The organism is Pseudomonas sp. RGB (assembly GCF_007713445.1).
Taxonomy (GTDB): domain Bacteria; phylum Pseudomonadota; class Gammaproteobacteria; order Pseudomonadales; family Pseudomonadaceae; genus Aquipseudomonas.
In genome coordinates this window covers 44,413-56,865 of record NZ_VMSH01000019.1, presented here as the reverse complement: position 1 = coordinate 56,865, position 12,453 = coordinate 44,413, and the positions used below count along the sequence as shown (strand labels likewise).

Below are 12,453 nucleotides of genomic sequence, written 5' to 3'. Positions count from 1 at the left end.
CGCGCCAGTCGCCGTTGTTATGTCGAAAGAACCCCTCACGAGTGGCAACATATGGCCCAAAGCAGACTAAGCAGCCGGCTGCGTTTCAGCGGCGTTGCCAGACTGAACCACCCATCGGATCGAACTAAGGTCATCGTTGGCCACCACCCCTCAACGGGCTAATCAAACGCCACGCAAGCGCGCTCGCACAGCCTTCATTCCTGCAACCCCAGCCCAAACGAAAAAACCACCCATACCGCAGCCGCAAAGCCACGATAGGGATGGTCCATTCAGTGCTCTAAAAATACGTCAGCCTGTTACCTCAAACCCCACCCACCAACTTGCCCCCCTCCATGCGTCGCTTATACGCACTGTCGCGACTCGCCAACCAAAAATACAACGGCGAGGTCACCACCAACCCCACCACCCAGGACAAATCCGCGCCATTGATGTGTGCGGAAATCGGCCCTACATACAGCGGCGTATTCATAAACGGAATCTGCACTGCAATCCCGATGGCATACGCCAGCAGCGCCTGTGGGTTGTACTTGCCGTAAATCCCGCCATCCACGCGGAAGATCGAGGCGATGTCGTACTTGCCTTTGTGAATCGCATAGAAGTCGATCAGGTTGATCGCCGTCCACGGCACCAGTACCACCAGCAACACCAGCACCATGTCGACAAAGTGGCCGATGAAGTCTTTGGAGGCAAACACCGCCGCCATCGCGCAGGCAGCGAGCACGAGAATCGAGATCACCGCACGGCTTTTGGCGGTAGGAATCCAGCGATACGCAAAGGTCTGCACCAAGGTGATGATCGACAGCACCGCGCCGTAGAGGTTAAGAGCGTTGTGGCTGATCACGCTGAGCAAAAACAGCACCAGCATCAGTGGGCCGATGGCGCCGGTGGCGAGTTTGACGGCGTCCATGGTGTCCATGCCGACCGGGGTGGCGAGCACGGCGACGGCGCCGAAGATGAAGGCCAGGCTGGAGCCAAGGGCCGAGCCCAGGTAGGTGGTCCAGAAGGTGGACGCCACGGGGACGTCGGCCGGCAGATAACGGGAGTAGTCCGACACGTAGGGTGCGAAGGCGATTTGCCAAAGCGCCGCGAGAGACACGGTGGCCAGCCAACCGGAAATGTTGAAACTGCCACGGGTCAAAAAGTCCGTGGTTTGCACGTGGGTGAAGATGTAGCCGAAACCCAGCACGATGCCGGCGCCGAGCACCCAGGTGCCGATGCGGTTGAGCACGTGGATGAAGCGGTAGCCGATGATGCCGATGATCCCGGAACCGATGGCGCCGATGACGATGCCGACCGGCACGGGCACGCTGTCGACCACGCCGTGCAGGGATTTACCGGCCAGCACGATGTTGGAGGCGAAGAAGCCGATGTACATGACGCCGGCGATCACCACCACCAGCAGTGCGCCGAGGGAGCCGAACTGGGCGCGGCTCTGAATCATTTGCGGGATGCCCATCTGCGGGCCTTGGGCTGAGTGCAACGCCATCAGCACGCCGCCGACCAGGTGGCCGACGAGGATGGCGACGATGCCCCACACCAGGTTCAAGTGAAACAGTTGCACACCCAACGCGCCGGTGACGATGGGCAGCGGCGCGATGTTGCCGCCGAACCACAGGGTGAACAGGTCTCTTACCTTTCCATGGCGATCTTCCGGGGGCACGTATCCAATCGTGTGTTTTTCGATAAGCGGGGCGCAGGATGTTGCAGTGGTAACCATGACGAGCTCCAAGGCAAGGTGAGTACGTTGACGTACTTCGCTGTGCGACGCGTGGGCGGCGCTTTGTTGTTGGAGTGATCATCTGCAATGGGCGCAGGGAGGTAAATTAGTAAGTTTGTTGCTATAGACCTTAAAAAAAGTATCTCGCCGGATTTTTTGCTCGGGTATGTTGCAGGGGCTTGAAGCCGTGCGAAAAAGCCGATTTTTGCGCACTTGTTTGGGGCGAAGTCCCACGTTTCTGGAGGTCCCGATGGCTGCCTATAACCTGCGCCAGCTCAGATATTTTGTGACCACGGCCGAGTGCGGCAGCGTCGCCGAGGCCTCGCGCAAGCTGTATATCGCGCAGCCGTCGGTCTCCACCGCGATCAAGCAGCTGGAAGACAGCTTTGGTGTGCAGTTGTTTATCCGCCATCACGCCCAGGGTGTTTCACTCACGCCCAGCGGCGCGCGGTTTTATCGCAAGGCGCTGGAGCTGTTGCGGGTGGCCCATGAGTTTGAGCAGAACGCCTTGGCCGATAATGATGTGGTGGCGGGGCAGATCGATATCGGCTGCTTTGAGACGGTGGCGCCGTTGTATTTGCCGCGTTTGATCGCGGGCTTCAAGGCGCGCTGGCCCGGGGTGGAAATCCGTATTCGTGATGGCGAGCAGCAAGAGCTGGTGCAGGCGCTGACGGCGGGCAGTATCGATGTGGCGATGCTGTTCGAGCATGACCTGGGCGGCACGATTGAAACCACGCCGCTGATGCCGCCGCAGCAGCCGTATGCCTTGCTGCCGGCGGATCACCGTTTTGCGCAGCAGGCCAGGGTATCGCTGGCGGACCTGGTGCTGGAGCCCATGATCTTGCTGGATGTGCTGCCCAGCCGTACCTACTTCGTGAGCATCTTTGAAGAGCGCGGGCTGACGCCCAATATCGTGTTCAGCTCGCCGTCGATCGAGATGGTGCGGGGCATGGTGGGCAGGGGGTTCGGGTTTTCGATTCTGGTGACCAAACCCTTTACCGAATACACCTACGATGGCCAGAAGGTGGTGTGTGTGCCGTTGGCGGAGACGGTGACCGGCTCAGGGTTATCGGCAGTCTGGCTGCGTCGCGCACCGCTGACCAAGCCGGTGCAATTGTTCGTCGACTATTGCCGCGAAGAGCTCGCGCGGTTGCTGGCTTAGCACGGCGACGTTTCTGCGCCCAGGCGCGCCACCAATTGCCCCAGGGTCGGCGCGCCCCGGTGCCCGCCAAACACTTCGCACTTGATCGCCGCGGCAACGCTCGCGGCGCGCACGCGCTCGGCCAGCGTCCAGCCGTGCGCCAGGCCGTACGCATAGGTGCCATGCCAGACATCCCCGGCGTTGAGTGTGTCGATTGCGCGAATGTGGGGTGTCGTGAAGTGTTGCACCGCAGTGCTCGATCTTTCGCGCTGCCAGATCAGCGAGCCGCGTTCGCCCAGGGTGACGCCGATCACCTTGGCCTCGCAGCGCGACGCCAGGGCCAATAACGCCTCTTCGGGCGGGACGTTGCCAGCCAGCAACTGCAAGGCCGGTTCGGAAAACAGCACATGATCTGCCAGGGGGATCAGCGCGTTGAGGTCTTGCACGGCGGCGACATCGGCATCCAGCAGGGTCGGCACGCCCAGCCGCCGGGCGGCGCTGAACGCTGCGTGAGCCCCTTGCAGCCAGCGCATGTCGGCCATTACCGCCGCCGCGCCCGCGATGTCCTCAAGTGGCAGCCAGGCGGCGTCGGCTTCCAGTGTGGGGTCGATGAACGGCACGACGAGCCGCTCGCCATCACGGTCCACCAGGATGGTCGAGAACGGCGTGCGCCCTCCAGGCACTTGGCGAACCCATGCGGTGCAGACGCCGGACTGGCTGAGGTCCTCGATGAGCATTGTGCCGGTGGCGTCGTCGCCGATACGCGCCCACAGGGCAACCGGGCCACCCAGGCGCGCGATGCTGACTGCGGCGGCGGTGGCCATGCCTGACGCGGCCTGGACCGCCTGGCGGGGGAGGATCTTGGTGCCGCGCGACGGGATGTGATCGACGCTGAAAATGGTGTCCCACAGCGCGCAACCCACGCAGATGACACGGTTATCCGCCATGGCGCGGTTCTCCCGGCAGTGCCACCTGCGGGGTATCAAGCGCGCGAATTCGGGCGCGAAAGTGTTCGGTGCCCGCGACGATTTTATCGAGCACGGCGTCCAGGGCCCAATGGCGTTCGCGCACGTCGTAGTCGATCACCCGGCAACGTATGGAGGCAAAGGTGCCGATCCGCTGGTGGTAGATTTTCGCCAGGGCCGGGTAGCCCATGCCTTCTGTGGTGGCCGCCAGCACCAGAAAGGTCGCGAGCTCGTCAGCCAGTGACGGGTGTTGTGCGCCATGCAGGCGCAGCCACCGATACAGGTCGGGGTGGAAGTTGGTAAACACACCATTGAAGCCCGCGGCCCCGGCTTGCATGGCGTCCCAGGCGATCGCCGCATTGGCGTTGAGAATGCGCAGCGACGAGCCCTGCGCCAAGGCAACGCGCTGCTTGACCACTTGCAGGTCGCAGCTCACGTCCTTGAGCATGATGAAGCGCTGGCTGTCGATGCAGGCCTGCAGTTCCTCGTCACTGAGCAAGCGCCGGTAGGGTGCCGGGCACTCGTAGAGGCCCAGGGGCACGTCAGCGGGCAGGCGTTCGAGCAGGGTGTGCAGGTTATCGAGAAACACCTTGCTGCCCTGGCGTTGCGGGTCAAGGTGGTTGGTCACCAGCACCACTGCGTCGGCGCCACTGGCGGCCATCGCATTAAGCTCGTGCACCTGGGTGTCGAGGCAGTCGCTGATATGGCCGGACACCGCCACCGGCACTCGCCCGGCCACTCGCTCAACCACATGCCGGGCAAGTTGGGTGCGCTCGTCGAGGCTGAGCCATTGCATCTCACTGGACTGCGCCACGGCGAACAACGCGTCGCAACCAAGGCCCAGGTACCACTCGATCAAGCGGTCGACGCCGGGGAAGTCGATGTGGCCAGTCTCGTCAAAGGGCGTGAGCATCACCGGCACGATGCCTTCGATGACAGGTTGGGCAGGGCGGGGCATAGAGGCGTCCTCTGGATGAATGTTCATGGGTGAGCCGCCACGGCGGTGACCGCGCAGGCTGGCGGGGTATCGGGGATGGGGTGGCGTACCAGGAACAGGTACGACAGGGCGCCGATCATGGCGATGGCGGCGCCGGTCAGCAGTGCGGGCACGAACGACCAGGTCTGGGCGATATAGCCGGTCATGATCGGCGCGAGTGCGCCGCCCAGGAAGCCACCGAAGTTCTGGATCGCCCCCAGTGAAGCCACGCGATTGGCCGGCGCGACGGCGGTGGCCAAAGACCAGGCGCACGCCGAGGACGCGTTGGCCAAAAAGATCACCACGCAAATGCAGGCCACGGCGATGACATTACTTTCCACCAGCGCCGCCGGGATGGTGAAGATCACCATGCCCACCATCGCGACGACCATCGCGTTGCGGCGTCCCAGCACCGCCGTCTCGCTGCGTCGGGTGATGCGGTCGGACACCCAGCCGGCGACCAGCGCGCCGATAAACCCGCAGAGGAACGGAATGGCAGCGGCCACGCCGCTCATCTCCAGGCTCATGTGCCGGGCGCTGCGCAGGTAGCCGGGCAGCCAGGTCAGGTAGACCCAGTTCAAGTACACCGAGCCCATGAAGCCGAGCATCATGCCCCAGGTTGTCGCGTGGCAGAACAGTGCGCGCCAGTCAGCAAACGTGACTTTGGGGGTGGTGACGTGGGGTTCATCGCTGTACAGGTAGCGACGCTCCTCTTCGGTGAGCGTGTCCTTGACCGGGTCGCGATAGACCACCAGCCACACCACTGCGACCAACAGCCCGGCGGCGCCGGTGAGGTAGAACGCCCAGCGCCAGTCGAGTGCCGCGATCAGCGCCGAAAGGCACAGCGGGGCCAGTGCGATACCCAGCGGCGAGGCTGAGTTGAAGATGCCGGTGGGCGTGCCGCGTGAGCGCAGTGGAAACCAGTTGCTCACCACCCGTGCGGCAGACGGGAATTGCGGCGACTCGCCGATCCCCAGCAGCACCCGGGCGAGCAAGAACCAGCCGAAGCTCGACATCAGGCCGCCAGCCGCCTGGGCCAGGGACCACAGCACCAGGCCGCCGCCCAGCAACCAGCGTGGCCCGACGCGGTCAACCAGGGCGCCGACGGGCAGTTGGCAAAGCGCATAGCTCCAGGAAAAAGCCGAGAGCAGTATGCCCATTTCACCCAGCGACAGATCAAGGTCGGCGCGCACGAACTCATTGGCAACGGCCAGCGTGCCGCGGTCCAGGTAGTTGATGATGCCGCTGAGCACCAGCAGGCTGAGGGCGAGGGTTTGCTGGCGCCGAATGCGCGGTGGCGCAACCGGGTGTGCAGGTGTATGACTCATGATGGATGTCTCTTTTTATTGTTTTTGACAGCGTGCGCTGACCCGGCACGTTGGCCCGGCTTCCCGGCTGACGTGGCAGCACATGGCATTATGTAATCGTTTGTCATCCTGACAAAAATCGTCCCTGGGCCCTCGAATCGTTAACGCAGAGTGCCCAATATAAACACTGATGTTTAAAATGTTTATTTTTTGTCTAGCGCTTACATCCTAGATTTTCAGTTTGCTGGCTGTCAACGATTCATTGACTGTGCCGAGGTGCCCGCTTAGGTTGTGCGTAACGCTTACTTTTTGACATGAAGCCACCTATGCCCGCTGCAACCACCACGCCCCGCGACACGCCTCATGCGCACATTACCCAGGAACCGGTGCTCGCCGATGTCGCCCGGATCGCCAATGTGTCCACCGCAACCGTTTCGCGCTATTTGAATGAGCCGCAACGCGTCAGTGAGAAAACCCGCGCCAAGGTACGCGCGGCCATCGACCAACTGGACTGGGTGCCCAACGCGGCGGCGCGTTCGTTGGTTTCCAGGCGCTCGTACACCATCGGCGTGATCGTGCCGACCCTGGAGCACGAGAAGTTTCACCAGCAGTTGCAGGCGTTCCAGAACCGTTTGGGCGCTCAGGGGCTGGCGGTGTTTGTCGCCTGCTCGGCGTATGACCCGGGCGAAGGTTATCGTCAGGCCAGAGGCATGCTGGCGCGCGGCGTCGATGCGCTGGCACTGCTTGGGGATGATTACCCCGATGCGTTATTTGATCAGCTGGATGCCAAAGGCACGCCGTATGTGGTCACCTTTGGCAAGCGCGCCGGTGCGCGGCATCCCTGCGCCGGGTTTGACCATGGGCAGGCCTACGCAATGATTACCCGGCGCCTGCTGGCGCTGGGGCATCAGCGGTTTGGCATCATTTTCCAGTCGGTCACCGACAACGGCCGCATCCAGGCCCGGCTGCAGGCCGTGCACGCCACCCTGGCCGAGCAAGGGCTGGCCCTGCGGCCTCAGCATCAGGCCATTCGCGCCCAGAGCCTGAACGAGGGGCGCGTCGCGTTTGCCCGGGCCAGCCTCCAACACATCATGAGCCAACAACCGGCGCCCACCGCGATCATTTGCGGTAACGACATGCTTGCCATCGGCGCATTGCTGGAAGCCCAGGCGCTGGGCATTGCGGTGCCCGGTCAATTGTCCATTTGCGGGTTCGACGACATCGAGATCGCGGCCCACAGTCGGCCTGCCTTGACCACCGTTCAGGTGCCCGACCGGCAGATCGGCGAAATGGCCGCGCAGTACCTGATTGATCGTCTTGCCGGGCTTGCCTGTGAGGCGCCGCCGATGCTGGAGGTGCAACTCATTGAGCGCGAGTCGACGGGCGCGGCGCCACGCCAGGATTGAACACACCCTTGAGGGTGAGAGGGGATTTGCTCCCCCTCACCGTTGATGTGCGGGTTTGACAGCCTGGCGGCTCAGGCGCGAATCGAGTCCAGCATCCGTTGCAGCATGGCGTCGCAGCCTTGCAACTGCGCCACACTGACAAACTCATCCGGCTTGTGCCCCTGGTCCATGCTCCCGGGCCCACACACCACCGTGGGAATACCCACCGCATCAAACAACCCGCCCTCGGTGCCGAACGCCACGGTGCCGAAATCCCGCGAACCGCTGAACGCGGCGATCAGCTCTGCTGCCTGGCTGCGCTCATCGGTCACCAGCCCCGGATACGCCGACAACTCGGTAAACCGAATCGCACTCTGCGCACTCACCGCCTGCATACGCGGCAGCACCTGCTGTTCGGCGTAGGCCTGCAGCGCTGACGCCACGTCGCCTGGGTCCTGCGACGGCAAGGCGCGAATTTCAAAATCAAACCGACAGTCTGCCGGCACGATATTCAGCGCCTTGCCACCCGAAATCACCCCGGTCTGCACCGTGCTGAACGGCGGATCAAACCGCGGGTCCTGCTGCTCGCGCAGTCGCTGGCCTATTCGCCCCAGCTCACCGATCAACTCGGCGGCATGCTCAATCGCATTCACGCCAGACGGCGCATACGCCGAATGGCAGGCCTCGCCATGCACATCACAGCGCATCGCCAATTTGCCCTTGTGGCCAAGCACCGGTTTGAGTTCGGTCGGCTCGCCGATGATGCACAGCATCGGCTTCACCGGCCGCTGCTCCAGCACCGCCAGCAAGGAGCGCACGCCCAGGCAGCCGACTTCCTCGTCATAAGACAGGGCGATATGCACCGGCAGGCGCAAGTCGGCTTCCACCAACGCCGGCACCAGCGCCAGCACACAGGCGATGTACCCCTTCATGTCCGCCGTGCCGCGACCAAACAGCTTGCCGTCGCGCTCGGTCAACTCAAACGCCGGCACGGTCCACGGCTGGCCATCCACCGGCACTACATCGGTGTGCCCCGACAGCACAATGCCCGGCAGTTGCGTGGGGCCGACACTGGCAAACAGGTTGGCCTTGCTGCGCTGCGCGTTGTAGACCAGTTCGCTGGTCACCCCGAATTCGGCCAGGTAATCGCGCACAAACGCGATCAACTGCAAGTTCGATTCGCGGCTGGTGGTGTCAAAGCCCACCAGCGTCTGCAGCAATTGGCGGCTGGTGCTCATCGCTCGTCCCCGGCCACGCCGTAGCCGGGCGAGCGGTCGGGGGCGAGCGCGCGGTCGATGTAGTCCTGCACTTGCGGGCGGTAGGCGTCCCACAGTTTCTGCAGTTCGCCGATCGGCTGTTCATCGGCCCAGTCCACCCGCAAGTTGATGATCGGCCACGTCAGTTCGCCCACCACCACCAGCGCGGCAGAGTGCACCGGGCCGGCTTCGCCACCGGCGGCGATGGCCGCGTGCATGGCGGCCAGCAGGCGGTCGGCGAGTTGGCCTTCGCCTTGCTCGAAGGCCGTGACCATCGCCTCGATCACCGCGCGGTCAGCGAGCATATTGCCCGCTGCCACGCATTGTTCGCCCGCCACCGCGTGGTGCGTGCCGAGGGTTTCGCTGCCGCTGAAATGCACGCTGCGGCCCAGGTGATCAATCGCCGTCAATTGCCGGTACTGGCTGTAGCCGTTGCGGGTCAGGGCCTTGTCGACGGCCTCGGCCGGCGCGAGGCCTTGTTCGAGCAGGTCGAGCACGTCCGGGCCCAGGGCCGGCAGCGTGATGTTCTGGGTCGAGACCGCGCCCACACCGGGCCGCAGCCACGGGCAGCGCGCACCCACGGCGATACTCGATGAGCTGATGGCGATGCCCAGCTGGCCGGTGTCCGCGCAGCGCGCGACGATTGAAAAGGTCATGTGCGGCTCCTTATTCGGGGATGACGGCGATCACGTCAATTTCCATCAGCCACTGCGGCTGGCCGAGGGCCGACACCACCAACCCGGTGGAAATCGGGAACACGCCTTTGAGCCACTTGCCGACTTCCTGGTACACCGGCTCGCGGTAGCGCGGGTCGATCAGGTAGGTGGTGGTCTTGACGATGTGGCTCAGGTCGGAACCGGCTTCTTCAAGCAGTTGCTTGACGTTGCGCATGGCTTGCTCGGCTTGCGCGCGCGGGTCGCCGAGGCCAACCAGGTTGCCGTCAAAATCAGTGCCCACCTGGCCGCGCACGTACACGGTATTGCCGGCGCGCACGGCCTGGCACAGGTCGTTGTCCAGACTCTGGTTGGGGTAGGTTTCCTTGGTGTTGAACATGCGGATACGCGTGTGAGTAGGCATCAAAAAACTCCAGAAAAAAGTGATCAGGCGCTGACAAATGACGGTTGAACAACCGGTGCGGGTTCACGGTACTCAAGGTATTGGCGCTGGATGGCAATGTGGTCGGCCACGTACTTGGCGTCATGCCAAACGCCCCAGATAAACGACGAGCCACGGCGCGATTGCCAAGGCAAACCGAGGAAGTAGATCCCCGACTCGGGGGCCACGCCGCGCTGGTGCTGCGGCTTGCCGGCGGCGTCAAAGGCATCGACCTTCAGCCAGCTGTAATCCACGGCAAAGCCGGTGGCCCAGATGATCGAGGTGATACCGGCCTCTGCCAGGTCCAGTTCCAGGATCGGCTGTTTGATGCATTCGGCGTCGGGGAACACGCGGCGTGCTTCGGGTTCCACCGGCAGGTCGAGGCCATTGCGCTCGATGTAGGCATCCGCCGCATCCAGCAGGGCCAGGTAGTTCTCATCGCCGCGTGCCAGGTTTTCCACCAGGTTCGCCTGGAAGGTGGCGGTGCTGCCGTTGAAGGATTGGGTCAGGCCGACGAGGGTCATGCCTTGCTGGGCCAGCTCGCGAAAATCGATGGTCTTGCCGCCGTGGGCGCCGCTCACTGCAATGGTCACGTGCTCGCGGCCAGGCTTCATCGCGGCTTGATCCCATTCGCCCAACACGCCCAGCCACCAGCAGAAATCGCGGTTGCGGTAGGCACGCGGCGGGCGGTCGTGAGCGCCGACCGACAGGTACACCTGGCGGCCAGAGCGTTGCAATTCATCGGCGATCTGCACGCCGGACGAGCCGGCACCCACGACCAGCACGGCACCGACGGGCAGTTGCGCAGGGTTGCGATAGTCGGCGGAATGAATCTGGTGCAGCGCGGTGTCTTTGGGCGCAATCGCTGGAATCACCGGTTTCTGGAACGGTCCGGTGGCGGCGACGACGCGGTTGGCTTCGATCACGCCTTCGCTGGTGTGCACGGTAAAGCCCGGGCGGCCGACATTGCGCACCACAGCGCTCACCTCCACGCCGGTGCGGATCGGCGCGTTGAATTTGCGCGCATAAGCTTCAAAGTAATCGGCCACGCGCTCTTTAGGCGCGAAGCCATCGGCGGCGACGTCATCAAATTCAAGGCCTGGAAAACGGTCATGCCAGGCCGGCCCATTGGCCACCAGCGAATCCCACCGCCCGGTGCGCCAGCGCTCGGCGATGCGGCTGCGCTCCAGCACCAGGTGCGGCACACCGTGCTTGCTCAGGTGCTCGCTCATGGCCACGCCAGCTTGACCGGCTCCCACGACCAGGGTGTCTGTTTTTGTTATTGCTTGCGTCATGTGTCTGTCCTTGCGTAATGCAGTTGGATTCAGCTTGGGCATGGCGTCAAGGCTAGGGGGAGGGCGATTTTTAATAAAATATTATTAAGCTGGGAACAGAGCATAAATATCGGATGCAGAGCGGTGTGCGTAACGCCACAGATCAAATGTGGGAGCGGGCTTGCCCGCGATTGCAATCTGCCGGGTGATAGCGTCATATCTGACCCAACGCCATCGCGGGCAAGCCCGCTCCCACAAGGTTTATGCCATGCCCGCGCTTCGCGCAATGACCCCTGCCGACTACGACGCCGTCCTCGCCCTCATGCAAAACACCCCTGGCATTTCCCTGCGCGATGCCGACTCCCGCGAGGCCACCGAACGCTACCTGGCGCGCAACCCTGAGATGAGTTTTGTCGCTGAAGCTGACGGCCGGGTGATCGCCTGCGTGATGTGCGGCCATGACGGTCGCCGTGGGTATCTGCAACACCTGCTGGTGCTGCCGGACTATCGCCGCCAAGGCATCGCCCAGGCGCTGGTTGAGCGTTGCCTCGGTGCGCTGGAGCAACTGGGCATCGGCAAATGCCATCTCGACGTGTTCAAGACCAACACCCATGCCGCCGCGTATTGGCAAGGGCAGGGCTGGACGCTGCGAACGGACATCGACCGTTACTCCTTCACGCGCCCCGGCAACGAAAACGCCTAGAGTTCTGCTGAGTACTTAACGGCCGCCGCCGCGCGCGAGGGCACCTTCAAGCTGCGCAGCAGCGACGACACGTGAATGCGCACTGTGAACGGCGAGATCGCCAGGGCTTTGGCGATTTCCTTGTTGGTCTTGCCCTGGGCGATCAGGCGCAGCACTTCTTGCTGGCGCGCGGTGAGGGTGGGGGTGCCCAAGGGCAGCAGGCCGGAGGGCGCGAACTTGACCAGCACTTCGCCGTCGCGAATTGCCAGGAGGGCCTGGCCGATTTCGTCCGGGGTGATGTTCTTGCCGATAAACCCGTCGGCACCCAGCGCCATGACCTGCTCGATCAGCGCCGGGTCATCCACCATCGACACCACGATCAAGGTGGTGCGCCGCAAGTGCTGGCGCAGCTCGGCCAGCTGGCTCATGCAGGTCAGGCCGGGAAAGCGCAGGTCGAGGATCAGTGTGTCGACATCGCTGCTGTCGCGGGTCAAGGCGTGCACCGCGTTCAGGTCGCCGGCCTCTTGCACCACGGCCTCGGGCAGCAGGCGCTGCACGGTGCGCAGCATGCCTTCGCGAAACATCGGGTGGTCGTCGGCTATGATGATTCGGCCAGTCATGGTGTGCGCCTTCCTTGGGCAAGAGAGTGCTGTGA

At 63.4% G+C, this 12,453-nt stretch carries 12 protein-coding genes; 3 read left to right on the top strand and 9 right to left on the bottom strand.

The genetic code is table 11. From position 1 onward, the window contains the following. Window positions 1-301: 301 nt before the first annotated feature. On the bottom strand, window positions 302-1,717 hold the full coding sequence (locus tag FPT15_RS26615) for a cytosine permease (protein WP_145165788.1): 1,416 nt from the start codon (window positions 1,715-1,717) through the stop codon (window positions 302-304). A gap of 250 nt (window positions 1,718-1,967) precedes the next feature. Here FPT15_RS26615 and FPT15_RS26610 point away from each other — a divergent pair, with 250 nt between their 5' ends. Continuing rightward, the gene (locus FPT15_RS26610; RefSeq protein WP_145165787.1) at window positions 1,968-2,879 is read left to right on the top strand and encodes a LysR substrate-binding domain-containing protein; all 912 of its coding nucleotides are present in this window, start codon (window positions 1,968-1,970) and stop codon (window positions 2,877-2,879) included. Here FPT15_RS26610 and FPT15_RS26605 read toward each other — a convergent pair. The 3 genes from FPT15_RS26605 to FPT15_RS26595 are packed head-to-tail and all read right to left on the bottom strand — an operon-like array spanning window position 2,876 to window position 6,127. Beyond that, window positions 2,876-3,805, bottom strand: a complete 930-nt coding sequence (locus FPT15_RS26605; RefSeq protein WP_145165786.1) for a PfkB family carbohydrate kinase — start codon at window positions 3,803-3,805, stop codon at window positions 2,876-2,878. The genes FPT15_RS26610 and FPT15_RS26605 overlap by 4 nt on opposite strands. Next, window positions 3,795-4,781, bottom strand: coding sequence for a dihydrodipicolinate synthase family protein (locus tag FPT15_RS26600; RefSeq protein ID WP_145165785.1), 987 nt, complete (start codon window positions 4,779-4,781; stop codon window positions 3,795-3,797). The genes FPT15_RS26605 and FPT15_RS26600 overlap by 11 nt, the downstream gene beginning before the upstream one ends. A 23-nt stretch (window positions 4,782-4,804) precedes the next feature. Further along, on the bottom strand, window positions 4,805-6,127 hold the full coding sequence (locus FPT15_RS26595; RefSeq protein ID WP_145165784.1) for an MFS transporter: 1,323 nt from the start codon (window positions 6,125-6,127) through the stop codon (window positions 4,805-4,807). Window positions 6,128-6,432: 305 nt separating this feature from the next. Here FPT15_RS26595 and FPT15_RS26590 point away from each other — a divergent pair, with 305 nt between their 5' ends. Further along, the gene (locus FPT15_RS26590; RefSeq protein WP_145165783.1) at window positions 6,433-7,512 is read left to right on the top strand and encodes a LacI family DNA-binding transcriptional regulator; all 1,080 of its coding nucleotides are present in this window, start codon (window positions 6,433-6,435) and stop codon (window positions 7,510-7,512) included. A 71-nt stretch (window positions 7,513-7,583) separates the two neighbouring features. Here the strand turns inward: FPT15_RS26590 and argE are convergent, their stop codons facing one another. The 4 genes from argE to FPT15_RS26570 are packed head-to-tail and all read right to left on the bottom strand — an operon-like array spanning window position 7,584 to window position 11,179. After that, a complete protein-coding gene (gene argE / locus FPT15_RS26585) occupies window positions 7,584-8,729 on the bottom strand; it encodes an acetylornithine deacetylase (protein ID WP_145165782.1) in 1,146 nt (381 codons plus the stop codon). Then, window positions 8,726-9,403: a DUF1028 domain-containing protein gene (locus FPT15_RS26580; protein WP_145165781.1), complete on the bottom strand. Its 678-nt coding sequence runs from the start codon at window positions 9,401-9,403 to the stop codon at window positions 8,726-8,728. Before FPT15_RS26580 ends, argE begins: the two co-directional genes overlap by 4 nt. Before the next feature lie 10 nt (window positions 9,404-9,413). Further along, window positions 9,414-9,824: a RidA family protein gene (locus FPT15_RS26575; RefSeq protein WP_010171793.1), complete on the bottom strand. Its 411-nt coding sequence runs from the start codon at window positions 9,822-9,824 to the stop codon at window positions 9,414-9,416. 23 nt (window positions 9,825-9,847) lie between these two features. After that, window positions 9,848-11,179 (bottom strand): flavin-containing monooxygenase, encoded by a 1,332-nt coding sequence (locus FPT15_RS26570; RefSeq protein WP_372241500.1) that lies wholly within the window; start codon window positions 11,177-11,179, stop codon window positions 9,848-9,850. A gap of 205 nt (window positions 11,180-11,384) precedes the next feature. On the opposite strand from FPT15_RS26570, the gene FPT15_RS26565 reads away from it, so the two are divergent. Then, window positions 11,385-11,819, top strand: coding sequence for a GNAT family N-acetyltransferase (locus tag FPT15_RS26565; RefSeq protein ID WP_145165779.1), 435 nt, complete (start codon window positions 11,385-11,387; stop codon window positions 11,817-11,819). Here the strand turns inward: FPT15_RS26565 and FPT15_RS26560 are convergent. After that, complete coding sequence (locus FPT15_RS26560; protein ID WP_145165778.1) at window positions 11,816-12,418, bottom strand: response regulator transcription factor; 603 nt, start codon at window positions 12,416-12,418, stop codon at window positions 11,816-11,818. The genes FPT15_RS26565 and FPT15_RS26560 overlap by 4 nt on opposite strands. Window positions 12,419-12,453: the final 35 nt, after the last annotated feature.